The organism is Nonomuraea sp. NPDC049784 (genome assembly GCF_040659615.1).
Taxonomy (GTDB): Bacteria; Actinomycetota; Actinomycetes; order Streptosporangiales; family Streptosporangiaceae; genus Nonomuraea.
Window position 1 is genome coordinate 1 of sequence record NZ_JBFAMX010000134.1, and the last position, 22,419, is coordinate 22,419.

19 protein-coding genes and 1 pseudogene are annotated in these 22,419 nt (G+C 70.8%); 7 read left to right on the plus strand and 13 right to left on the minus strand.

The genetic code is table 11. The features are described 5' to 3' along the window. Positions 1-139, plus strand: a 139-nt coding sequence (locus AB0J09_RS25950; protein WP_360696150.1) for an ATP-binding protein, incomplete at its 5' end; no start/stop codon positions are given. Between the two features lie 35 nt (positions 140-174). Next, positions 175-519 (plus strand): PepSY domain-containing protein, encoded by a 345-nt coding sequence (locus tag AB0J09_RS25955; RefSeq protein ID WP_360696099.1) that lies wholly within the window; start codon positions 175-177, stop codon positions 517-519. A gap of 54 nt (positions 520-573) precedes the next feature. Here AB0J09_RS25955 and AB0J09_RS25960 read toward each other — a convergent pair whose 3' ends face one another. The 5 genes from AB0J09_RS25960 to AB0J09_RS25980 all read right to left on the minus strand — a co-directional run bounded on the left by AB0J09_RS25960 (position 574) and on the right by AB0J09_RS25980 (position 8,226). After that, positions 574-1,230: an HNH endonuclease family protein gene (locus AB0J09_RS25960; protein ID WP_360696102.1), complete on the minus strand. Its 657-nt coding sequence runs from the start codon at positions 1,228-1,230 to the stop codon at positions 574-576. 84 nt (positions 1,231-1,314) lie between these two features. Next, positions 1,315-4,407, minus strand: a complete 3,093-nt coding sequence (locus tag AB0J09_RS25965; protein ID WP_360696105.1) for a 2Fe-2S iron-sulfur cluster-binding protein — start codon at positions 4,405-4,407, stop codon at positions 1,315-1,317. After that, a complete protein-coding gene (locus AB0J09_RS25970; RefSeq protein ID WP_360696108.1) occupies positions 4,404-4,646 on the minus strand; it encodes a sarcosine oxidase subunit delta in 243 nt (80 codons plus the stop codon). The genes AB0J09_RS25965 and AB0J09_RS25970 overlap by 4 nt, the downstream gene beginning before the upstream one ends. Then, positions 4,646-5,848, minus strand: a complete 1,203-nt coding sequence (locus AB0J09_RS25975; RefSeq protein WP_360696111.1) for a sarcosine oxidase subunit beta family protein — start codon at positions 5,846-5,848, stop codon at positions 4,646-4,648. The genes AB0J09_RS25970 and AB0J09_RS25975 overlap by 1 nt, the downstream gene beginning before the upstream one ends. After that, entirely contained in the window at positions 5,845-8,226 is a 2,382-nt protein-coding gene (locus tag AB0J09_RS25980) for an FAD-dependent oxidoreductase (RefSeq protein ID WP_360696114.1), read from the minus strand. The genes AB0J09_RS25975 and AB0J09_RS25980 overlap by 4 nt, the downstream gene beginning before the upstream one ends. Positions 8,227-8,353: 127 nt before the next feature. Here AB0J09_RS25980 and AB0J09_RS25985 point away from each other — a divergent pair, with 127 nt between their 5' ends. After that, positions 8,354-9,340 carry a helix-turn-helix domain-containing protein gene (locus AB0J09_RS25985; RefSeq protein WP_360696117.1) on the plus strand — a complete coding sequence of 329 codons (987 nt, stop codon included), beginning with the start codon at positions 8,354-8,356 and terminating at the stop codon, positions 9,338-9,340. Between the two features lie 18 nt (positions 9,341-9,358). Here the strand turns inward: AB0J09_RS25985 and AB0J09_RS25990 are convergent, their stop codons facing one another. Genes AB0J09_RS25990 through AB0J09_RS26000 form a run of 3 tightly spaced genes read right to left on the minus strand, consistent with a single transcriptional unit; the run spans position 9,359 to position 12,286 of the window. Then, positions 9,359-11,272, minus strand: coding sequence for a hypothetical protein (locus tag AB0J09_RS25990; protein ID WP_360696120.1), 1,914 nt, complete (start codon positions 11,270-11,272; stop codon positions 9,359-9,361). A 57-nt stretch (positions 11,273-11,329) separates the two neighbouring features. After that, the gene (locus AB0J09_RS25995) at positions 11,330-11,542 is read right to left on the minus strand and encodes a DUF2277 domain-containing protein (protein WP_360696123.1); all 213 of its coding nucleotides are present in this window, start codon (positions 11,540-11,542) and stop codon (positions 11,330-11,332) included. A gap of 3 nt (positions 11,543-11,545) precedes the next feature. Next, positions 11,546-12,286, minus strand: a complete 741-nt coding sequence (locus AB0J09_RS26000; RefSeq protein WP_360696126.1) for an IclR family transcriptional regulator — start codon at positions 12,284-12,286, stop codon at positions 11,546-11,548. Positions 12,287-12,332: 46 nt separating this feature from the next. On the opposite strand from AB0J09_RS26000, the gene AB0J09_RS26005 reads away from it, so the two are divergent. After that, positions 12,333-13,070, plus strand: a complete 738-nt coding sequence (locus AB0J09_RS26005; protein ID WP_360696129.1) for a VOC family protein — start codon at positions 12,333-12,335, stop codon at positions 13,068-13,070. On the opposite strand, the gene AB0J09_RS26010 is transcribed toward AB0J09_RS26005, so the two are convergent. The 5 genes from AB0J09_RS26010 to aceB are packed head-to-tail and all read right to left on the minus strand — an operon-like array spanning position 13,045 to position 19,211. Beyond that, the gene (locus AB0J09_RS26010) at positions 13,045-13,797 is read right to left on the minus strand and encodes an IclR family transcriptional regulator (protein ID WP_360696133.1); all 753 of its coding nucleotides are present in this window, start codon (positions 13,795-13,797) and stop codon (positions 13,045-13,047) included. The two genes, AB0J09_RS26005 and AB0J09_RS26010, sit on opposite strands and share 26 nt — an antisense overlap. Further along, positions 13,794-14,996: a heterodisulfide reductase-related iron-sulfur binding cluster gene (locus AB0J09_RS26015; protein WP_360696136.1), complete on the minus strand. Its 1,203-nt coding sequence runs from the start codon at positions 14,994-14,996 to the stop codon at positions 13,794-13,796. The genes AB0J09_RS26010 and AB0J09_RS26015 overlap by 4 nt, the downstream gene beginning before the upstream one ends. A 1-nt stretch (position 14,997) precedes the next feature. Then, positions 14,998-16,173 (minus strand): FAD-binding oxidoreductase, encoded by a 1,176-nt coding sequence (locus AB0J09_RS26020; RefSeq protein ID WP_360696138.1) that lies wholly within the window; start codon positions 16,171-16,173, stop codon positions 14,998-15,000. Next, on the minus strand, positions 16,173-17,609 hold the full coding sequence (locus AB0J09_RS26025; protein ID WP_360696153.1) for an FAD-linked oxidase C-terminal domain-containing protein: 1,437 nt from the start codon (positions 17,607-17,609) through the stop codon (positions 16,173-16,175). The genes AB0J09_RS26020 and AB0J09_RS26025 overlap by 1 nt, the downstream gene beginning before the upstream one ends. A gap of 24 nt (positions 17,610-17,633) precedes the next feature. Beyond that, entirely contained in the window at positions 17,634-19,211 is a 1,578-nt protein-coding gene (gene aceB, locus AB0J09_RS26030; RefSeq protein WP_360696141.1) for a malate synthase A, read from the minus strand. A 154-nt stretch (positions 19,212-19,365) separates the two neighbouring features. Here aceB and AB0J09_RS26035 point away from each other — a divergent pair, with 154 nt between their 5' ends. The 3 genes and pseudogenes from AB0J09_RS26035 to AB0J09_RS26045 all read left to right on the plus strand — a co-directional run. After that, positions 19,366-20,058 (plus strand): DUF4097 family beta strand repeat-containing protein, encoded by a 693-nt coding sequence (locus AB0J09_RS26035; RefSeq protein WP_360696144.1) that lies wholly within the window; start codon positions 19,366-19,368, stop codon positions 20,056-20,058. 75 nt (positions 20,059-20,133) lie between these two features. Continuing rightward, positions 20,134-21,561, plus strand: coding sequence for a GTPase HflX (hflX, locus tag AB0J09_RS26040; protein WP_360696147.1), 1,428 nt, complete (start codon positions 20,134-20,136; stop codon positions 21,559-21,561). A 535-nt stretch (positions 21,562-22,096) separates the two neighbouring features. Then, a pseudogene (locus AB0J09_RS26045) lies at positions 22,097-22,419 on the plus strand (imidazolonepropionase); the annotation flags it as partial.

The window sequence follows — 22,419 nt, forward strand, 5'->3', positions numbered from 1 at the left end:
GGGCAACAGCGGGGGCGGTTCGACCGGCCTCGGCCTGGACATCGCCCGGCGTACCGCCGAGTCCTCGGGCGGCGGGCTGACCGTCTCCACCCCGCCGGGGGGAGGCGCACGTGTGGAGGTGGTCTTAACCGCCGCTTAGCGCGCGGTTACCCGGCGTCGCGGTTTCGTGAGGTCATGCAGATCACGAAGAAGTTCATCGTCGCCGGTGCCGGGGTCGTCACGCTGATCGCGGGCGGGGGCGCCGCCTTCGCCGCCACCGCCACCTCCACGGCCGCCGCGCCGAAGGTCACGGCGGAGCGGGCCATCCAGATCGCGCACGAGGCGGTGCCGGGGGCCTGGGTCAGCGAGGCCGACTACGACCGCAGGGGCACGCGGCCCGACGTGTGGGAGGTCGAGCTGGTGAAGGACTCGCAGCGGCACGAGGTGGACGTGGACGCGGCCACCGGCAAGGTCACCAAGCACGAGACGGGCCGGGACGACCACGGCGGCCGGGACGACGATCACGGCCACGACGACTGATCTCCTCGCCCAACCGGCCCACCGCAGGCAGCGGTGGGTCGTGGGCAGGGGCGATCAACAACCCTCGAGGATGGTCTTCATGGCGTCCTTCTCCGCCGAGGTCACCCAGACCTCGTACTTCGCCTTCACGTCGATCTGGCGGGCGATGTAGGCGCACCGGTACGCCTTGCGCGGAGGCAGCCAGGTGGCCGCGTCGGAGTCGCTCTTCTGGCCGTTCAGCGGGCCGTCCACGGCCAGGAGGTTCAGAGGGTCGTTGGCGAACTGCTTGCGCTTGTCCGCCGACCACTGCTGCGCGCCCTTCTGCCAGGCGTCCGACAGCGGCACGAGGTGGTCGATCTGGACGGCCGTGCTGGTGTCCTGGCCGCGCTTGAAGTCGATCGTCTTGCCGCTGTACGGGTCGTGCAGCGTGCCGCTCAGCACGATGCAGTCGTGCGTCCCGGACTTGAACTTCTCGTCCACCAGGTCGCGTTTGAGTATGTCGTTACGGGTGTCGCAGCCGTTGTGGTCCACGTCCGACCAGGCGGGACCGAACTCGTCGCGATCGAACCCGGTCTTCGGCGCCCGCCCTTTGACCGCCAGCTTGGTCAGCTTCTTGCGGGCATCCGACACCGAGGCCGAGTCCGATTTGGAGCTCTCCTGGGTACCGGCCGTGGACTGCCCCTCTAAACCACCGCAACCCGCCAGCACCGCCACCGTGGCCACACCGGCCATGAACGCTCGAACCCGCCGCCCCACGCCATCCCCCAGACCTGTCCGAGTTTTCGTAAAGTCTAGGTCAAGTGCCCATAAACGGGCTTACAACGCATCCAGGGCGTCTGCCAGCCACTCCGCCAGGTATCTGGTGAAAGATGATCTTACGTAGACGCGGTAAGTGCCGACGTCCCGCCGCTCGAGGATCACCGAGGTCTTGGCCAGGAGAGTCTGGGCGTGGCCCGGAAGGGCGTCGAGGTCCACGGGGCAGCCGGTGATCAGGATCTCGGTCGCGTCCGGCCCCGACAGTTCGAGGATCGTACGCTGGCCCGACACGTCCACCCAGCCGGGCTGCGGCGTGACATCTCCGGTCACGAGCCACCAGGACGGGCCCAGGCGCAGGCCCGTGCCAGGGTCGGTGTCCCGCACCTCCCACATGGGTTCGAACGGGATCTCGCGCAGCCGTACGGAGGGAGTGCTCGCCGCCTCGAAGCGGCCGGCGAAGGCGGCGGCCGGGCTCTCTGAGTGGCACTCGCCCTGGTATGGGCCCGGCCGGCCGGTCAGGGGATCGCCGTCGCGGCGGGCGTTCCCGGCGTCGTAGAAGACGGGCGCCACGACGGTCATGCCGTGCGAGACCTCCCCGGACACCGCCGTGAGCCGGTCGCCGACCTCGACGCTCCTGGCCATGGCGAGGCTGAACCCGCGGCCCAGCGCGGCGCTCTCGTAGCTGGAGGTCACATGGCCGACCATGCCGTCGGCGGCCCCCGTGATCAGCTGGGCGCCTTCCTCCACAATGGCCGCCGGGTCGTCGGACAGGAGGCCGATCAGGCGTTTGCGGTCCTCCCTGGCGGTGTCCTGGCGGGAATGGGAGCGTTTGCCCACGAAGTCCGGCTTGCGCGTGGAGACGATCCACGACATGCCCAGGTCCTGAGGGGTGACGGTCCCGTCGGTCTCCTGGCCGACGATCGCGAACCCCTTCTCGGCCCGCAGCACGTGCATGGTCTCCGTCCCGTACGGCACCGCCCCGAGCTCCAGCACCGCCTCCCACAGTGCCCTGCCGTACCGCCAGGGCACGTTGACCTCGTACGCCAGCTCGCCGGAGAAGCTGATCCTGAACACCCGCCCCTCGACGCCCAGCACGGTGGTGCTCGCGTACCGCATGAACGCCAGGTCCAGCGCCCCCGGCGCGACAACCGCGATGATCTCCCGGGCGCGCGGCCCCGCGACGGCGACCGTCGCCCAGTGGTCGGTGACCGACGTGAACGACACGTCCAGGTCCGGCCACTCCGTCTGCCGCCACTCCTCCAGCCAGTCGAGCACCGCGGCCGCGTTGCCCGTGGTCGTGGTCATCAGGAAGTGGTCCTCGCCGAGCCTGGCCGTGGTGCCGTCGTCGAACACCATCCCGTCCGCCGTGCACATCAGCCCGTAACGGCAGGCGCCGACGGCGAGCGTGGAGTACATGTTGGTGTAGATCCGGTCGAGGAACGCGCCCGCGTCCGCGCCCCGGATGTCGATCTTGCCGAGGGTGGAGGCGTCCATGGCGGCCACGGCGGTGCGGGCCGCGCGGCACTCGCGCAGCACGGCCGCCTCCATGGACTCGCCGTCCTGAGGGAAGTACCAGGGGCGCTTCCACTGCCCGACGTCCTCGAACACCGCTCCCCGCGCGACGTGCGCGTCGTGCATGGCGGTGGTCCTGACGGGGTCGGACAGCGCGCCGCGGTCGCGTCCCGCCAGGGTGGCGAAGGACACCGGCGTGTACGGAGGGCGGAACGTGGTGGTGCCCACCTGGCCCGGCTCGGCGCCGAGGAGGGCGGACATGACGCCCACGACGACCGCGCCCGAGGTCTTGCCCTGGTCGGCGCCGGTGCCCGCGGTGGTGTAGCGCTTGACGTGCTCCACCGAGCGCATCCCTGTCCCGGTGGCCCTGGCGAGGTCGGCCACGGTCACGTCCCGCTGGAGGTCGACGAAGGACTCCTCCGGCGAGGTCCCCTCGACCCACCAGAGGGCCGCGGGGGGCCGCGAGGGCTCCTCGTCGCACTCGGGCACCCGCAACCCGGAGTCCGTGTGCCCGGCGGCCTCCGCACCGGCCGCGTACCCGTCGGCGATGGCCTCCCGGGTGCCGTAGACGCCCCTGCACGCCCCGGCCGAGCGCTCCGCCTGCGCGGACGTGCCCGGGACGAACGCCTGCAGGCCCTCGTCGAACCGCACCCGCCCCTGCGACTGGCTGAACAGGTGCACGGCCGGGTTCCAGCCACCCGCCACGGCCAGCAGGTCAGCCTCGACGTGCCGCTCTCCCACCCATACGCCGTCGAGCACGCCGCCCGCGTCGCCGGTCGTGCCGGTCACCACCTGACCGGCGAGCGGCCCAGGCACAAGGGGCTGGGGGCGGGGATCGACGATGGCGACGACCTCCACACCGGCCGCCGCGAGATCCCGCGCCGCCTCGTAGCCGGAGTCCGCGCAGGCGAACACCACCGCCCGCCGCCCGGCCGCCACGCCGTACCGGTTGGCGTAGGCGCGGGCCGCCGAGGCCAGCATCACGCCGGGCCGGTCGTTGCCGGGGAAGGCGAGCGAGCGTTCGTGCGCCCCCGTGGCCAGGACCACTCTGCGTGCCCTGATGTGCCACAGCCGCTCGCCGCGCGCCCGCCGCTCCACCGCTACCACGTAGTTGTGGTCGTAGTAGCCGACGGCGGTCGTCCTGGTGAGCACCCGGGCGGACAGCGAGAGCCCGGCCACCCACTCAAGCGCGGGAGCGCCGTCGAGCAGGAGGCGGCCGTTCAGCAGGTCGCCGCCCAATGCGGGCTGGTCGTCCATGAGGATCACGCGTGCCCCCGCGCGCCCCGCCGCGACCGCCGCGGCCAGGCCGGCGGGGCCGCCCCCGACCACCAGCACGTCGCAGTGCAGGTAGCCCTTGTCGCAGCGCCGGTCGTCCACCGCGTCCAGGTCCACCCGCCCCTTGCCGCGCAGGCTCCACGCCTCCAGCCCGTCGTACAGCTCCACGGTGGTGGCCGCGAGCATCGGGTCGGCACCCACGCGGACCAGCGCGTTCGGCTCCTCCGGGCCGGCGGTGAAGATCCCGCGCGGCCGTCCCAGCTCCACGCTGCGGCCGACCACCCGCACGCCGTTGCGCAGCAGCGCGGCGGCCAGCGTGTCACCCGGCTCGCCCCGCAGCGGGCGGCCGTCGAAGGTGAATCTCATCGAGTCTTCCTGATCTCGTGGGTGACGGTGTGCCGCTCGACGTCGAACCACGTCCGGCACCCGTGCACGTGGAACCAGCGCTCGTGGAACCAGCCCTTGGGGTTGTCGCGCATGAACACGTACTCGGCCCACTCCTCGTCCGGCACGTCACGAGTGGGGTAGGCGATCCCGGCCTGGCCGCCGTAGTGGAACTCGGTCTCGTCGCGGGGTCCGCAGTGGGGGCAGTCGATCAGCAGCATCAGTGCGCCACCGCCGCCGCGCCGTGCTCGTCGATGAGCGCTCCTGTGGTGAACCTGTCCAGCCCGAACGGCTCCGCCAGCGGATGCGGCCGGCCCTCGGCGATCGTGTGGGCGTACACCCAGCCCGAGCCCGGGGTCGCCTTGAAGCCGCCCGTGCCCCAGCCCGCGTTGATGTAGAGGCCGTCGACGGGCGTCGGCCCGATGACGGGCGAGGCGTCGGGGGAGACGTCCACGATCCCGGCCCAGGTGCGCAGCACGCGTACGCGGCTGAAGATCGGGAACAGCTCCAGCGCCGCCGCCATCTGCGCCTCGATGACGTGCACGCCGCCGCGCTGCCCGTACGAGTTGTACGCGTCTATGCCCGCCCCCATGACCAGCTCGCCCTTGTGGGCCTGGCTCACGTACACGTGGACGGCGTTCGACATGACCACGCAGTCGAGCACCGGCTCAAGCAGCTCCGACACCAGCGCCTGGAGCGGGTGCGACTGCAGGGGCAGCCGGATCCCGGCCTTCTCGGCGAGCACCGAAGTGTGCCCGGCCGCCGCGAGCGCGACCTTCCCGGCCGCGATGCGCCCGCGCGAGGTCTCGACGGCCGTCACCCGGTCGTTCGCGATCTCGAACCCGGTGACCTCGCACCCCTGGATCAGGTCGATCCCGTACGCGTCCGCCTTGCGGGCCAGCGCCCACGCCACGTGATCGTGCTTGGCGATGCCGCCGCGCCGCTGCAGGGTGGCCCCCATGACCGGGTAGCGGGCCCGGTCGGAGACGTTGATGACCGGGCAGAACTTCTTGACCTCGTCCGGGTCGAGCCATTCGGCGTCCACGCCGTTGAGCCGGTTGGCGTTGACCCGGCGCCTGCCCTCACGCACGTCGCCCAGGTTGTGCGCCAGGTTGAGCACCCCGCGCTGGCTGAACTGCAGGTCGTAGTCCAGCTCCGCGCTCAGCCCCTCCCACAGCTTCAGCGAGTGCTCGTAGATCGCGGCGCTCTCGTCCCACAGGTAGTTGGAGCGGATGATCGTGGTGTTGCGGGCCATGTTGCCGCCCGCGAGCCAGCCCCGTTCCAGGACGGCGACGTTCGTGAGGCCGTGGTTCCTGGCCAGGTAGTAGGCGGTGGCCAGCCCGTGCCCGCCGCCGCCCACGATGACCACGTCGTAGGACGGCTTGGGGTCGGGGTTGCGCCAGAGGAAGTCGGGGTGGGTCAACGTCTGATCTTCTCCATCCCGGGGTCGAACAGCGGCTCTGCGGCGACTTCCGCGGGGACGCGGCGGCCGAAGTAGGAAATTTCCACGTGCGTTCCTGGCACGGCGAGGTCACTCGGGAGCCAGGCGTACGCGATGGGCCGCTGGATCGTGTGCCCGTACGCCGCGCTCGTGACGTACCCGACCGTGCGCCCCGCGTGCCGTACCGGCTCCTTGCCCATGACCACCTCGGCGCTGAGCAGCGGCACCAGCCTGCGTGTGACGTCGGTGGTCAGGGCGTCGCGGCCGATGAAGTCCTTGTCCGCCTTGACCGCGAAGCCCACCCCGGCCTCGTACGGGTTGTGCTCGGTCGTCATGTCCACGCCCCAGAGCCGGTACCCCTTCTCCAGCCGCAGGCTGTTGAACGCGGCCCGGCCGCCCGCGATCGCCAGGTCACGCGACCACAGCGTGTCCCACAGCTTGAGCCCCATGTCGGCGGTGGTGTAGAGCTCCCATCCCAGCTCACCGACGTACGAGACCCGCATCGCCAGCACCGGCACATGCCCGATGTATCCGGTTTTGCAGCTGAAGTAGCGGAAGCTCTCGTGCGACATGTCCATGTCGGTGAGCGGCTGCACCAGCTCCCTGGCCTGCGGACCCCAAACGCCCACGCAGCAGGTGCCCGGCGTCAGGTCGCGCACCCGCACCCCGCCGGGGGCGTGCCTGGTCAGCCAGTCGAGGTCGAGGTTGCCGTTCGCGCCGACCTGGAAGACATCCTCCCCCAGCCGCGCCACCGTGAGGTCGGAGCGAATGCCGCCCTTGACGTCGAGCAGCAGCGTGTACGTGACCGAGCCCGGCTTCTTGTCCACGTTGTTCGTGGTCATGCGCTGCAGGAACGCCGCCGCCCCCGGGCCGCTGACCTCGATCCGCTTGAGCGGGGTCATGTCGTAGAGCGCCACCCGCTCCCTGGTGGCGTACGATTCGGCGGCGGCGACCGGCGACCAGTAGCGGGAGGCCCACTCGTCGCGCTGGACCGGTTCGGCGGGCCCTTCAAGCAGCGGTGCGTTCGCTTCGAACCAGTGCGGCCGTTCCCACCCCGCCGCCTCCAGGAAGAAGGCGCCCAGCTCCCGCTGCCTCGGGTGGAAAGGGCTGGTGCGCAGGGGCCGCGGCGACTCCATCGGCTGGAGCGGGTGGATGACGTCGTAGACCTCGATGAAGTTCTGCTTGCCGCGCTCCTCGACGAACGCGGGCGAGAGCTGCGTCTGCTCGAACCGGCTGAGCTCGCACTCATGCAGATCGAACCCCGACCGACCGTCCATCAGCACCTCGGCCAGCGCCCGGGCGACCCCGGCCGAGTGCGTCACCCAGACGGCCTCGGCCAGCCAGAACCCGTCGAGGTGCGGTGACTCGCCGATGAGGGGGAACCCGTCGGGCGTGAAGGAGAAGATCCCGTTGATGCCGTCCTCGTACTTGGACTCGGCGAGCGCGGGCAGCAGCTCGACCGCGTCCCGCCAGGCGGGGTCGAAGTCCTCCTCGGTGAACGCCTGCACCGACGGCATGGTGGTGCCCTTGGGGCCGATCTCGTCCTGGGTCACCGGCATGGGGCGGTGCGCGTACGAGCCGATGCCGATGCGGTCGTCGTACTGGCGGAAGTAGAGGTCACGGTCCTGGTGGCGGAGGATGGGACCGGGATTTCCCAGGGGCAGGGGGCCTGACTTGGCGTACTGGTGGGCCAGCGGCAGCAGCGGCACGGTCAGACCGGCCATCCTGCCGATCGACGGCCCCCAGAAGCCCGCGGCGCACACGACCACGTCGGCGGGGATCGTCCGGTACTCACCCGAGGTCATGACCGCCACGCCGGTGACCCGTCCGCCCTTCTGCTCGATGCCCACCACCGTGTGCCGCGCCAGGAACCTGGCCCCGCGTTCCATGGCCCGCGCCGCCTGCGACTCGCAGCAGGCGACAGCCGCGGCCAGCCCGTCGCTGGGTACGTGGTAGCCGCCGAGCACCTTGTCCTTGTCCAGCAGCGGCCAGAGCTCGGCGCACTGAGCGGGGTCGAGCAGGCGACCCTCGACGCCCCACGACTCGGCCCAGCCGAGCTTGCGGTGCAGGTCGGCCCAGCGTTCCGGGGTGGTGGCCACCTCCAGCCCGCCGACCTGGCGGAAGCACGACTCTCCGAGCGCGCTGTACTTCCGCACGGTGTAGGCGGCGAACTCGGTCATCGTCTTCGACGGGTTCGTCTGGAAGACCAGGCCGGGGGCGTGCGAGCTCGACCCGCCGGCGGCGAAGAGCGGCCCCTGGTCGACCACGGTGACGTCGGTCCACCCCCGTTCGGTGAGCTCGTCGGCGAGGGCGCAGCCCACGATCCCCGCTCCCACGATCACCAGACGGGGCCGACTCATGACGCCTCCGGTTGTTCCTTAATGCGCAACACGCACCGGACTACGCAACGACCATAAAGCCCCACGCATCCTCGAACAAGCATGAGTACTCTGAACGCGGATCATGGCATGTCAGGAAGAGAGCGATATGGCGCAGCGGCGCTTACTGGAGGGGCTCGGCGTCACCGTCACGGAGGAGACCGCCTATCGTGCGCTCCTTCGGCACGGGCCGGCCACACTGAGCGAGCTCGCCGCCGAGACCGGCTCGTCGGCCGCCGCCATCCGCCGCATGCTGCCAAGACTGGAGGACCTCGGCCTGATCTCCCGGGTGGCGGGCCGCCCGCTGCGGCTGATCGCCACTCCGCCGAACATCGCCATCGACATCCTCGTCGCCCGCCGCCAGGAGGAGATCACCCACAGCCGGGCCGCCGCCGCGCTGCTGGCCACCGAGGTCGCCGAGCGCAGCGGGCCGCACCCGGAGGAGGTGCTCGAGGTGGTGAGCGGGCGCGACGCCGTGGCCCGCCGCTATCTCCAGCTGGAACGCAACGCCACGCGGGAGATGCTCGTGCTGGTGCATCCGCCGTACGCCGTGGACGTCAGCGACGACCGGGAGAACCGGCAGCGCGCGGCCCGCAAGGGTGCGCCCACCCGCGGGATCTACGGCCCTCAGGCGTTCGAGGACCCCGGCATGCTGGCTCACACGCGCCGCGCCATCGCCGACGGCGAGCAGGCCAGGCTCGGTCAGGTGCCCGTCAAGCTGGCCATCGCCGACGGCCGCACCGCCATCCTGCCCCTGGTCTCCGACGAGGACAGGGCCGTGGAGAGCGCGCTGGTGGTGCATCCATCCGCGCTGCTCGACGCCCTGGTGGGGCTGTTCGAGACGCTGTGGCGGGCCGCCGTGCCGCTCCGCCTGACCGCCGGCGACACGCTGGAGTCCGAGATGTGGCCGCAGACCCCGGACACGGAGGTGCTGGCGCTGCTGGCGGCCGGCATGAAGGACGACGCCATCGCCCGGCAACTGGGGCTTTCGCCACGCACGGTGCAGCGCCGCGTGCAGGTGCTGTCCGAGCGCCTGGGCGCCAGGACCCGCTTTCACGCCGGGTTCCTCGCCGCCCAGCACCGCCTGCTGGAGTGAGCCGTCCGGGTCCCGGGCTCAGGCCTCGGCGCTGAGCGCCGCCTTCGTGAGCTCCGCCTGGCGCCGGATCTGCCCCATGACGATGGGGTTCACCCCCTTGGCCTGGAACGTGGCGACCATCTGGTCCATCACCGCGTTCGCCCGGTCCAGATCGCCCTGCCGAGCCTCGGCTCTGGCCAGGCGGCGCATCACCATGTTCAGGGTGATGTTGTCGATGCTCGGGTTCCTGGCGACCTGGGTGAGGTGCTCGATGCCCTGCTTGGGATCCGGCGGCCGGACGCGCAGCCGCTTGCCCGCCGTCAGCGCCTTGAACTCGCGCTCCGCGTTCAGCCCCTTGACCATGCGGGCGTAGACGGCCAGCGGGTGGGCGCCGTACCGGTCGATGACCTCGTCGAGGGCCAGGTTGCCCGAGCGCAACGTGGGGGAGTCGGAGCCGAGCAGCGAGAACAGCCGGCCCTGCTCCTCGCCCAACATCAGCTCGGCCACCTGGTGGTCGTCTCGGCTGACCGGGAAGCGCACTCTGACCAGGCACGCGGGGGAGACGATGCGCGAGCCGTCGGCGGCGATGTACTGGGCCCGGACGTGGTACTCGCCGGGCTGCTGGAAGTAGTGGCCGTCGCGGCCGTGGCCGATGTACGCGCTGCGGTACATGGCCGGATTGCCCTCGTCCAGCCGGATCTCCGGCGAGGTGTCCACGCAGTGCCGCATCATCGGCCGGTACAGCACGGTCCTGCCGCCCGGCTGCGTGATCGACACCTGGGTGAACTCGGTGTCGGGGTGCAGATGGCCGTGCGTGGTGCGGGGCTCGCCGGCGTAGGAGAGCTTGAGCTCGACCACGACGGGCTCGCCCAGCTCGAACGACTCCTTGGCACGCAGCTCGAGCCGCAGCCCCGAACGGTCCTCGACCGGCTGCTCGAACGGCGCGATCTCGGCGGCCCCGGTGCCGAACGCGTTCGCGCCCATGGCGACGTCGCGGTAGAAGCCGTGGCGCAAGTGGATCAGCTCCGCGTCCGTGAACTGGAACGGGAAGGCCGACCAGTAGCCCTGTTCTCCGCCGGGGAGGTAGTTCTGTACGTAGTTCATCCACGACAGGTCGCCGAAGCCTCCCTCTGGGCCCAGCGGCTGGGGCGGGGTGGCGAGGTTCTTCTGCCAGGAGTGCAGCAGGTTGAAGGCGTGGCCGAGCTCGTGCACGTACGTACGTAACTGCGCGCGCTGCGCCTGCGGCGTCGTCCCTTTGATCACGTCGTAGAACACCGCGGACCCCTGCCGCTGGTGCGCGTCGTTGTAGTCGAACATGATCCCCCGGAAGCCGCCCACGTGCTTGCTCGCCACCAGCAGCCACACCCGCCAGGCAGGCGCGTCGCCGAACGCGCCGAACTGCTGCGTCATCGCGTGATGCAGCTCGGCGTCGTCCCACGCCAGGTCCGCGCCGGACCCGTCCACGGGGATGACGCCCGGCTGCGCGAGGGTCAGCTGGATGCCCGCCTCCGCGTACGCGGCGCTCACGCTCAGCTCCCTGGCAGGCGAGCCGCTCGGCCCGGGCAGCGTGCCGGTGCGGTACGACGCGAACGGCACGGTCCCGATCACCGAGTCCTGCTCGAGCAGCACGCTGCGGAAGTACGGCGAGGCGAGGCCCACCTGGTACCTGCGCCCCGCGACCGCGGCCGTCCCCGACCCGTCGGCGATCGTGACGCTCACGTCCTTCTCGGGAGTCTCGAACGTGAAGATCCCGCGGCCCTGGACCCGCGCCTCGTCACCCGCGGCGTGCACGGTGGGGGCGTTGACCACGAAGGAGCCGACGTAGGAGGTCGTCGCGCCCGCCACGGTGAACAGATCGCCGCTCACCCGCCCGGTGGGCCTGGCCCCGTCGACGTCGACGCGGAGCGCCAGCTGCGAGTCGCCGTCCTGTCCCTGGTAAAGCCCGCTGATCATGGGAGCTCCCTCGCTTGGGCCTACACGAGGGAACACTTCTCCCGCAGCGGGTGCCTGTCAACGCGATCCGCGAACTTCGAGCGCCCCGAGCAGCTCCTCCGACGCCTTCGTGATCATCTCCACGGCCCGGTCGAACGCCTCCGCGTTGTGCGCGGCGGGCGCGCGGAATCCGGAGATCTTCCTGACGTACTGCAGCGCCGCCGCCCGCACGTCCTCCTCGGTCACGCTCTCGGTGTACGGGGGCCGGAGCGTCTTGATGCTTCTACACATGCCCTAACGGTAATAGCCGATCCGCTGGCTTATCTCCCGTGCGGCCTCGACCAGCAGCTCGCCCACCTCCGGCAGCCGGTCCGGCGTCAGCCGGTAGGACGGCCCCGAGGCGCTGACCGCGGCCACCACCGAGCCGTCGCTGCCCCTGATCGGCGCGGCCACCGCGTTCAGGCCGACCTCCAACTCCTCCACGGTGGCGGCCCAGCCGCGCTCCCTGATCTCCTCGAGTCCCAGCCCGGCGGGCGACGTGATCGTCCGGGGGGTGTAACGCGCCAGCTCGGCGGGGAGCCGCAGGGCGCCGAAGGCCAGCAGCACCTTCCCGCTGGAGGTGGCGTGGGAGGGGGTGCGCTGCCCGACCCAGTTGTGGCCGCTGATCGCCGCGGGTCCGCGCACCTGGCTGATGTTGACCGCGTCGCCGTCCTGCGGAACCGCGATGTTGACGGTCTCGCCGACCTCCTCCGCCAGGCGCAGGCACACCGGCCTGCTCTCACGCGACAGGTCGAGCTGGGCCGTGGCCGCGCCGGCCAGCCGTACGACGCCGAACCCCAGCCGGTAGCGCCCGCGATCGCCGCTCTGCTCGACCAGTCCGCCGTGCTCGAGCGCCGCCAGCAGCCGGAACGCCGTGGACTTGTGCACATCGAGCTCCACGGCGAGATCCGTGACCCGGGTGGCGCCGTCGCGGGCGAGGATCTCCAGGATCGCGATGGCACGATCGACCGACTGAACCGACGTGCTGTTGCTCATAGCGCAACAGAATACTTTGTCGGAGCCGTATGGCAGGCTCGCGAGCATGGTGGAGAAGACCGGTTACCCCGACGGCGCGCCCTGCTGGGCGCAGCTCCTCACGAGAGACGCCGTCGCCGCGGAGCGCTTCTATGCCGAGCTGCTCGGCTGGGAGTGCCGAGACCAGGGTGGATGGACGATGGCCCACGTCGGCGGGCGTCCCGTCGCCGCGATCACCCCCGACCCGCAGGCCGCCGATCCGGCGGCCTGGACGGTCTACCTCGCGACCTCCGACCTCGCGGTGTCCGTCGCCAGGCTCGAGGCGGCGGGCGGCAAGCTGATCGAGGGCCCCTTCGCGGGCTACGTGCTGGCGACCGACCCGTTCGGGGCGAAGTTCGCGATCTACCAGCCGGGGGAGTTCCCCGGGGCGGGGGTCCTGGCCGAGCCGGGGGCGATGAGCTGGGCCGAGGTCAACGTGCCCGACGGCGCGACGGCCGACGCGTTCTACGGCGCGCTGTTCCCGTACGACAAGGAGCAGGTGACCGGCGGGATCGACTACGCGGTCTACCACGCGGGCGGCGAGCCGGTCTGCGGGCGGCTGCGGATGGACGAGCACTGGGAGGGCGTGCCGCCGCACTGGATGATCTACTTCGACGTGGCCGACCTCGACGCCTCCGTCGCGAAGGCGGCCGAGCTGGGCGCGCAGGTGCCGGTCGCGCCGTTCGACTCGCCGTACGGCCGCATCGCGGTCGTCCACCACCCAGGAGGCGGCGGGTTCTTCAGCCTGCGCCAGCCACGGGGCTGAGCTCGTTGCCGAAGTCGAGGGCGATCTTCCGCATGCCCTCGGCCAGGTCGTCGCGGTCGAGCGCGTCGATGCGCCCGGCCGGCCCGGAGACCGACATCGCGGCGACCACGCGGTCGCCGTCCCACACGGGCACGGCCAGGCAGTGCACGCCCAGCTCCTCCTCGCCCAGGTCCATGGCGTGGCCCTGCGCTCTGACGAGATCGAGCTCGGCCAGCATGGCCGTCATGTCGGTGATCGTGTTCGGGGTGCGGCGCGGCATGCCGGTGCGCTCGAAGACGGCGACCGCCTCGCCGGCGGGCCGCCCGGCCAGCAGCACCTTGCCCACGGCCGTGCTGTGCGGCAGCACCCGCCTGCCTACCTCGGCGAACATGCGCAGCCTGCGCGGCGAGGGCACCTGCGCCACGTAGACGACGAAGTCGCCTTCGAGCACGGCCAGGTTCGCGGTCTCGCCCGACAGCTCGACCATCTTCGTCAGGTACGGCTGCGCCCACACGCCGACCATGCTCTCGGCGATGCCCCCCAGGCGCACGAGGCCGCCGCCCAGGGCGTACCTCCTGTCGGATTCCTGCCGCACGTAGCCGCGGGCGAGCAGGGTCTGCAGCAGCCGGTGGATGGTCCCGTACGGCAGCCCCGTCCTCGCGGCGATCTCCGACAGGCCCGCCTCGCCCCCGTGCTCGGCCAGCGCCTCGAGCACATCCAGCGCCCGCTCTACCGACTGGACACTCATAGGGCCACCCCGCGCAGCGAGGCGTCGAGCACCTCGGCCGTGTGGGCCACCCTGATCTGCGCGCCGGCCCGCCTCATGGCCGTCGCGATCTGCATGGTGCAGCCGGGGTTGGCAGAGACCAGCAGCTCGGCGCCGGTCGTGGACACCGCCGCGGCCTTCCGGTCACCGAGGTCACGGGCGGCCTCGGGCTGGAAGATGTTGTACGTGCCCGCGGAGCCGCAGCAGATGGCCGACTCGGGGATCTCGCGGATCTCCAGCCCCGGGATGCCGCTCAGAAGTTCGCGCGGCTGGGAGCGCACGCCCTGCGCGTGGGCCAGGTGGCAGGCGTCGTGGTAGGCGACGGTGAGCGGCAGCGGGTGCCGCTTGGCCACGGGCCCCAGCTCGGCGAGGTACTCCGACAGATCGACCACGCGGAATCCGGGCTCGCGGCCGAGCAGTTCGGCGTACTCCTTCATCGAAGAACCGCAGCCGGCCGCGTTCACCACGACGGTGTCCACCCCGGCCTTCTCGAACGTCCTGACCGTCCTGAGCGCAAGCCGTCTGGCCTGGTCGTCGCGGCCCGAGTGCACGCTGAGCGCCCCGCAGCAGCCCTGGCCGCGAGGGATGACCACGTCGCAGCCCTCCAGCGAGAGCACCCGCGCGGTGGCCGCGTTCACCTGCGGGAAGAACTCGCCCTGCACGCAGCCGGTGAGCATGCCCACCACGGCCCTGCGCTCGCCCCTGGCCCTGACCATGCGCGGCAGCCGCTGGCGGCGCTCCACGCGCGGCGCGAGCGCGGCCATGGCACCGAGGCTGGGGTTCACCCTGGCGAGGAACGGCGCCATCCGCTCGGCCAGCCACAGCGTCGGCCGCAGCAGCCGCAGTCTGCGCGGGTAGGGGAACAGGCTGAACACGATCCCGCGCACGGCCCGCTCCTGCGGATCGCGCACGTGCCGCCGCTCCACCTCGGCTCGGGTCTGCTCGATCAGGCGGTCGTACTGGACCCCGGACGGGCAGGCCGTGACGCACGCCATGCATCCCAGGCAGGCGTCGAAGTGCCCGGCCATCTCCGGCGTGATCGGAGTGCCTTCGACGTGCTGCTTCATCAGGTGGATCCGCCCGCGAGGCGAGTCCATCTCCTCGCCCCACAACACGTACGTCGGGCACGTCGGCAGGCAGAACCCGCAGTGCACGCAGTCATTGATCAGCTCGGGATCCACATCAAATCCCTCCCACGAACCGGCCGGGAGACATCCTGCGCCCGGGATCGAAGCGTTCCTTGACCCGCCGCATCAACGGCAGTGCGCTCACCTGCCCCCACCTGTCGACGCCCTCGTACGGCGCGGCCAGCACGTTCACGCGCCCGCCCAGCGCCTCGATCCGCGCGCGCAGCCGGGTGACGGCCGCCGCCAGCTCGTCCTCCGGGACGTCGCCCCAGCTCTCCAAGTACGCCCGCCCCGCCGCGGCGGACCCGCGGAACGAGAACCCGGCGTCGCCTGCCGCGGCCAGCGCCTCCACCGTGCGCGCGGGCGGGAAACGTACCTCCAGCAGCACGTCGTCCTTGAGTATGAGCCCCCACCACTCCGGCGCCTCGGCCGTGACCGTGCCGTCCCCGAGCACCTCGCGCAGCGCCAGCGCCCGCGCCTCGGCCGCCGAGCCCTCCACCAGCACCGCGACCGTCGTGTTCTTGCCGTCAGGGCAGTCGATCTCAACGGCGGACGGCTCGGCCTGGGAGGCGGCAAGGCGCAGCAGCACGTCGTTGGCCACTTCTGCGTACGCGACCAGCCAGCGGCGGTCCGCGGACAGCGGGTGCAGCCGGAACGTGGCCTCCGCGATCACGCCGAGCGTGCCCTGCGAGCCCGTGAAGAGCTTGCCGAGGTCGTAGCCCGCGACGTTCTTGACCACTTTGCCGCCCGACTTCGCGATCGTCCCGTCGGGCAGCACGACCGTGATGCCGATGAGCAGGTCGCGGGCGGTGCCGTAGCGGAAGGCGCGCGGGCCCGCCGTCGCGGTGGCGAGCGTGCCGCCGACCGTCGTGTGCTCCGTGAACGGAGGGTCGAGCGCCAGCTCCTGGCCCTTCTCGGCGAGCGCGGCGGCCAGGGCGTCCATGGTCACCCCGGCCTGTGCGCGCACCACGAGGTCGCCCTCGGCGTGCTCGAGGACGGCGTTCATGCAGCACATGTCGAGCAGGACGTCGCATCGCTCGGGCGGCGGCCCCCAGTGCAGCTTCGTGCCGCCGCCCGCGGGCACCACCGCCAGGTCCTGCGCGGCGCAGGCCCGCAGCACGGCCGCGACCTCCTCGACGGTCTCGGGCAGCGCGACCCAGCGGGGCTGCACGCCGTTGACGGCGTCGTCCGCGTCCGCCTGCCTGACGGTCACCCCGGTGTCGGCCAGCATCAGAACTGCTCCGCCTTCCCCGACTCGACCAGCGGGTGCACGCCCTTCCGCACCCCCGGCACCTCACCGCACAGGCGCGGGGTGGGGAACACCTTGCCCGGGTTCGACAGGCCCCGGGGGTCGAACGCGCACCGGACGAGCTGCATGGTGTCCAGGTCGTCCGCGCTGAACATCTTCGGCATATAACGCGATTTGTCCACCCCGACCCCGTGCTCGCCCGTGATCGAGCCGCCGTGCTCGATGCACAGGTCGAGGATCGCTCCGGAGACCACCTCGGCCCGCTCGCCGGCCCCCGGCTCCGCGTCGTCGAACAGCACGAGCGGGTGCAGGTTGCCGTCTCCGGCGTGGAAGACGTTCGCCACCCTGATGCCGTGCTCCTGGGAGAGCCGGTCGATGGCGGCCAGCACGCCGGGCAGGGACGTGCGCGGCACGACCCCGTCCTGCACGATGTAGGCGGGGCTGATGCGTCCGACGGCGGCGAACGCCGACTTGCGGCCCTTCCAGATCGCCGCCCGCTCGGCCGGATCGGCCGCCACCCGCAGCTCGAACGCGCCCGAGCAGATCTCCGTGAGCTGCGCGAACTGCCGCTCCACCTCTGCTTCCGGGCCGTCCAGCTCCACGATCAGCACGGCGCCGGCGCCCTCGGGGTAGCGGCAGGCCACCGCCGCCTCGGCCGCCTCGATGGCGAGCGCGTCCATCATCTCGATGGCGGCGGGCACGATGCCCGCCCCGATGATCGCGGAGACGGCCTGCCCACCCTGCTCGATGCTCTCGAACGCGGCCAGCACCGTGGTGACGGCCTGGGGCGTACGGCTGAGGCGTACCGTGATCTTGGTGGCGATGCCCAGCGTGCCCTCCGAGCCGATGAACGCGCCCAGCAGATCGTAGCCGGGGTCCATGCGGTCGAGCATGACCAGGTCGCCGTCGGGCGTGACGATCTCGCAGGCCTCGACGTGGTTGACGGTGAAGCCGTACTTGAGGCAGTGGGCGCCGCCGGAGTTCTCCGCGACGTTGCCGCCGATGGAGCAGACCTGCTGGCTGGAGGGGTCGGGCGCGTAGTAGTAGCCCTTGTCGCGCACGGCCTCGGTGATGGCCAGGTTCGTGACGCCGGGCTCGACGACCGCCCTGCGGTTGTCCAGGTCGATCTCCAGGATCCTGCGCATCTTGGAGGTGACGATGAGCACGCCGTCCTCGCGGGGGAGCGCGCCCCCCGACAGGCCGGTGCCCGAGCCTCTGGCCACGAAGGGCACGCCGAAGTCGTTGCACACGCGTACCACGCGGGCGACCTGTTCGGCCGTGTCGGGCAGCACGACCACGCCGGGGGTCGCCCGGTGGTAGGTGAGGCCGTCGCACTCGTACGTGCGCAGGCGTACCGGGTCGGTGATCACCGAGTCGTGGGGCAGCAGCGAGCGCAGGGCGGCCGTCAGCGTTTCCAGCACCGATCCCCCCTTACCTCTGTTCTACGGCATTTGAGCATAGGCCGGAAGTGTCAGGAACTCTGCAAAGTCGTCGTCCAGCGCCACTTCCTTGAACAGGGCCGTCGCCTGACCGTACAGCTTCTCGTCGGAGCCGGGCTCTTCGGCGATCTTGGCCAGCTCCTCCGAGATGATCTGCTCGACCAGCTCCTTCGTCACCTGCGCGCCCGTGTCGGCGAGCGTGATGTCGTTGTGGATCCACTGCCAGATCTGCGAGCGCGAGATCTCGGCGGTGGCGGCGTCCTCCATGAGGTTGTGGATCGCCACCGCGCCCAGACCACCCATCCAGGCGGCCAGGTAGCGCAGCGCCACGTCCACGTTGTTACGCAGACCGGCCTCGGTGATCTCGCCCGGGGTCTCGGAGACGGCCAGCAGCTCGGCGGCGGTCACGTTGACGTCCTCGCGCAGCCGGTCGAGCTGGTTGGGGCGCGATCCCAGCACGCCGTCGAACACCTCCCGGCACACTGGCACCAGGTCGGGGTGCGCCACCCACGACCCGTCGAACCCGTCGCCGGACTCGCGCGTCTTGTCCGCCCGCACCTTCTCCAGCGCCACCGCGTTCACCTCTGGGTCGCGCCGCGAGGGGATGAACGCCGCCATGCCGCCGATGGCGTGCGCGCCACGCTTGTGGCACGTGCGCACCAGCAGCTCGGTGTACGCGCGCATGAACGGGGCGGTCATCGTGACCGCGTTCCGCTCGGGCAGCAGGAACTCGCGGCCCCTGGTCCGGAACTTCTTGATCACGCTGAACAGGTAGTCCCAGCGGCCCGCGTTGAGGCCCGCCGAGTGGTCGCGGAGCTCGTACAGGATCTCCTCCATCTCGAACGCGGCCGGGTAGGTCTCGATGAGGACGGTCGCCCTGATCGTGCCCTGGGGGATGCCGAGGAGCTCCTGTGCCCTGGTGAACACGTCGTTCCAGAGCCGCGCCTCCAGGTGGGACTCCATCTTGGGCAGATAGAAGTACGGGCCCTTGCCCTTGTCGATCTGCCGCTTGGCGCAGTGGAAGAAGTAGAGCCCGAAATCGAACAGCGACGCCGAGACGGGCCGCCCGTCCACCTGGGCGTGCTTCTCGTCCAGGTGCCAGCCGCGCGGGCGCACCACGATCGTGGCCAGCTCGTCGTCAGGCCTGAGCGCGTACGTCTTGCCGCCGGTCTCGAAGTCGATCGTGCGGTCGAGCGCGTCGCGCAGGTTGAGGTGGCCGGCCACGCAGTTTTCCCAGAGCGGCGAGTTGGCGTCCTCGAAGTCGGCCAGCCAGACCTTGGCGCCGGAGTTGAGCGCGTTGATGGTCATCTTCTGGTCGACAGGGCCGGTGATCTCGACCCGGCGGTCCTCCAGCCCGGGCGCCGGGGGCGCGACCTGCCAGTCGGCCTCCCTGATCTCCTTGGTCTCCGGCAGGAAGTCGAGCATGCCGCCCGCCGACAGCTCCGCCTGCCGAGTCTGGCGGGACTCCAGCAGCTCCAGCCGCCTGGCGCCGAACTCCCGCTGGAGAGCCGCCACGAAATCGAGCGCCTCCGGCGTGAGGATCTCGTCGAACCGGTCGAGCATCGGGCCGGTGATCTCCATGAGGATTCCTTTCCGCTTCGTGGAAAACAAGTTCTGGATTGTGGAAGTGAACCTACTCTGCTGGTGCTCCCCGGTCAAAGGCTGGGGTCTCCTCGGGGAGTCGTCGGGGGCATCCCCGATGTGGGCCGGGGCGTACCCGGACAGGATTGACGGCATGAAGACCATCGCGATCGCGGGCGGGCTGCTGGCCTCCGCTCTGTTGCTGACCGGATGCGGGCTCGCGAGCATCGCGGGCCCGGACAGGCACCACACCGTGACCTACCAGGTGACGGACAAGGTGACCAAGCTGCAGCTCAAGAGCGGCTCGGGCGATACCGTGGTCACCGAGACGGACGGGACCGCGGTCCGCGTCACCGAGACCAAGAACTGGCGCGCCGACGACGAGCCGAAGGCCGAGCACAAGGTCGAAGGGGAGGCGCTGCTGCTCTCGTACGACTGCAAATCCGACTGGGGCAGCTGCAGCGTCGATTACAAGGTCGAGATCCCCAAGGGGATGGCCGTGGACCTCGACTGCGGCTCGGGCGACATCACCCTCAGGGGCCTGACCGGGCGGCTCGACGCGAACCTCGGCTCCGGCGATCTGGACGCCACGGGCCTGGGCGGCAAGCAGGTGTTCGCCGAGACGGGGTCGGGGAACATCGAGCTCAAGTACGCCTCCGCGCCTGACAGCGCCGAGCTGAAGGCCGGCTCCGGCGACATCGTGCTCAACGTGCCCGACGGGGCCTATGACGTGAACACCAAGACGGGATCCGGTGACGCGAAGGTCTCGGTCAAGGACGACAGCTCCTCGCCGCACAAGCTCTCGCTGACCGCGGGCTCGGGCGACGTCACTGTGTCGGCCGGATAACCGGATGATTGCGGCACGAGTCTCGTGCCACCATCGTGGGAAGACACCGAGGTGTCCAGACGTTCCCTAATAGAGATGACACGTATGCACGATTACTCCGAGCTCGACCTCGATGAGTTCGAGACCGGTGACATGGACCTCGAGGAGCGCCAGGCGCTGCGCCGCGTGGCGGGCCTCTCCACCGAACTCCAGGATGTCTCCGAGGTCGAGTACCGTCAGCTGCGGCTTGAGCGGGTCGTCCTCGTCGGCGTCTGGACCTCCGGCACCGTGGAGGACGCGGAAAACTCCCTGCTCGAGCTCAAGCTGCTGGCCGAGACGGCCGGCTCCCAGGTGCTCGACGGGCTCATCCAGCGCCGCCAGAAGCCCGACCCGGCCACGTACATCGGCTCCGGCAAGGCACTCGAGCTGCGCGACGTGGTCGAGTCGACCGGCGCCGACACCGTCATCTGCGACGGCGAGCTGACCCCCGGCCAGCTCCGCCAGCTCGAAGAGACGGTCAAGGTCAAGGTCATCGACCGCACCGCCCTGATCCTCGACATCTTCGCCCAGCACGCCAAGAGCCGCGAGGGCAAGGCCCAGGTCGAGCTGGCGCAGCTGCAATACCTGCTGCCGCGCCTGCGCGGCTGGGGTGGCAACCTGTCCAGGCAGGTCGGCGGTCGCGCCGCGGGCGGCGTCGGCATCGGCGGCCGCGGCCCCGGTGAGACCAAGATCGAGCTGGACCGCCGCCGCATCCGCGAGCGCATGTCCAAGCTGCGCCGCCAGATCAGCGGCATGTCCACCTCGCGCGACACGATGCGCTACCAGCGCCAGCGGCGCGAGGTGCCGGCCGTGGCCATCGCCGGCTACACCAACGCCGGCAAGTCCTCGCTGCTCAACCGCATCACGGGGGCAGGCGTGCTGGTGGAGGACGCGCTGTTCGCCACCCTCGACCCGACCGTGCGCCGGGCGCGCACGCCGGAGGGCCGGCTCTTCACGATCGCCGACACCGTGGGCTTCGTCCGGCACCTGCCGCACCAGCTCGTCGAGGCGTTCCGCTCGACGCTGGAGGAGGTGGCCGATGCCGACCTCATCCTGCACGTGGTGGACGGCTCGCACCCCGATCCCGAGGGGCAGCTGGCCGCCGTACGCGAGGTGCTGGCCGATATCGACGGCGCCTCGGACGTACGCGAGATCGTCGTGATCAACAAGGCCGACGCGGCCGACCAGGAAGTGATCGATCGGATCATGCGGCGCGAGCGCGACAGCGTCGTGGTGTCCGCGCGGACCGGTCGGGGCATTCCGGAGCTGATGGCGCTCATCGAGCGGGAGCTGCCTCGGCTTGATCACGAGATTCACCTGCTGGTGCCGTACGACAGGGGGGATCTGATCTCCCGGGCGCACCAGGAGGGTGAGGTGCTCTCCGTCGAACACGTGGAGGACGGCACGATCCTGCACGCCCGCGTGCTGCCCAGTCTGTCGCAGGAGCTGGAGCGGGTGGGCAAGCCCGTGGAGCGCGTCTTCTAGCCCGGGCTTTCGCCGAGATCACAGCCGGGCGGCCCCAACGGCACGGTACGGTGGGGGCGCCCGGTGCGGTTTGCCGGTAGGTCGCTCTCGGTGGGGTGACCTCGCCGCAAAGTACGCATGCCTGCCCAAAAGCGTCAGTGGTCCCTGAACCCTGAGGTTGGTACGATTGCCCAGACCCGTCGTTGGTCTGGGTTTTGGGTTTCTGGTTCTAGGTTTCGAATGATGACTCTTGGTAGCGAAGTCGTCAACGGGGGCCATGGGGACGACGTAGGGCTGGGTGACGGCTGGGATCAGTGGTCTTTCTTCCGAATAACCCTGTACAGCGAGCCCAGCTGTGAAATAACGTAACTGAACTGAAATCGCTGGATCATGACTCTGGCGATACGGTCACCGCACAACAAGATGCGGATGAGAGCAGGAGACCCCCCATGTCGTCCGGACCCGGAGCGGACTCAGTGGGCGCGGCACAGGCCGTGCACTGTGCGCTGCGCTCATGCCGGTGCGTGGGTGGAGACTCGCGCGGGGCGGTGATGCGGTGACCGTTCGACTGCTGACCAACATCGGCCGCCTCTGGACCGGCAACGAGGTCCTCAGCAACGCGGCCATCCTCGTTCACAACGACCGCATCGCGTGGGTCGGGCGGGCGCCCGACCTGCCGCAGAGCGTGCCCGGGGTCGTCGACGACATCGTCGACGTCGACCACGTCGAAAACCTGGGCGGCGCGCTCGTCACGCCCGGTCTCATCGACGCTCACACCCACCCCGTCTACGCCGGCAACCGTTACGCCGAGCTGGCCATCCGCACCGGCGGCTCCACCTCGGCCTCCATCACCGCGGCGGGCGGCGGCGTGGGCTCGAC

Bases quoted from the DNA above. Each gene is read 5' to 3' on its own strand.
- AB0J09_RS25995 (WP_360696123.1), bottom strand. From the start codon at position 11,542: ATGTGTAGAAGCATCAAGACGCTCCGGCCCCCGTACACCGAGAGCGTG.
- aceB (WP_360696141.1), bottom strand. From the start codon at position 19,211: ATGGAGATCACCGGCCCGATGCTCGACCGGTTCGACGAGATCCTCACG.
- AB0J09_RS25955 (WP_360696099.1), top strand. From the start codon at position 175: ATGCAGATCACGAAGAAGTTCATCGTCGCCGGTGCCGGGGTCGTCACG.
- AB0J09_RS26010 (WP_360696133.1), bottom strand. From the start codon at position 13,797: ATGAGTGTCCAGTCGGTAGAGCGGGCGCTGGATGTGCTCGAGGCGCTG.
- AB0J09_RS25970 (WP_360696108.1), bottom strand. From the start codon at position 4,646: ATGCTGCTGATCGACTGCCCCCACTGCGGACCCCGCGACGAGACCGAG.
- AB0J09_RS26035 (WP_360696144.1), top strand. From the start codon at position 19,366: ATGAAGACCATCGCGATCGCGGGCGGGCTGCTGGCCTCCGCTCTGTTG.
- AB0J09_RS25960 (WP_360696102.1), bottom strand. From the start codon at position 1,230: ATGGCCGGTGTGGCCACGGTGGCGGTGCTGGCGGGTTGCGGTGGTTTA.
- AB0J09_RS25985 (WP_360696117.1), top strand. From the start codon at position 8,354: ATGGCGCAGCGGCGCTTACTGGAGGGGCTCGGCGTCACCGTCACGGAG.
- AB0J09_RS25990 (WP_360696120.1), bottom strand. From the start codon at position 11,272: ATGATCAGCGGGCTTTACCAGGGACAGGACGGCGACTCGCAGCTGGCG.
- AB0J09_RS25980 (WP_360696114.1), bottom strand. From the start codon at position 8,226: ATGAGTCGGCCCCGTCTGGTGATCGTGGGAGCGGGGATCGTGGGCTGC.
- AB0J09_RS26000 (WP_360696126.1), bottom strand. From the start codon at position 12,286: ATGAGCAACAGCACGTCGGTTCAGTCGGTCGATCGTGCCATCGCGATC.
- AB0J09_RS26020 (WP_360696138.1), bottom strand. From the start codon at position 16,173: ATGCTGGCCGACACCGGGGTGACCGTCAGGCAGGCGGACGCGGACGAC.
- hflX (WP_360696147.1), top strand. From the start codon at position 20,134: ATGACACGTATGCACGATTACTCCGAGCTCGACCTCGATGAGTTCGAG.
- AB0J09_RS26005 (WP_360696129.1), top strand. From the start codon at position 12,333: ATGGTGGAGAAGACCGGTTACCCCGACGGCGCGCCCTGCTGGGCGCAG.
- AB0J09_RS25965 (WP_360696105.1), bottom strand. From the start codon at position 4,407: ATGAGATTCACCTTCGACGGCCGCCCGCTGCGGGGCGAGCCGGGTGAC.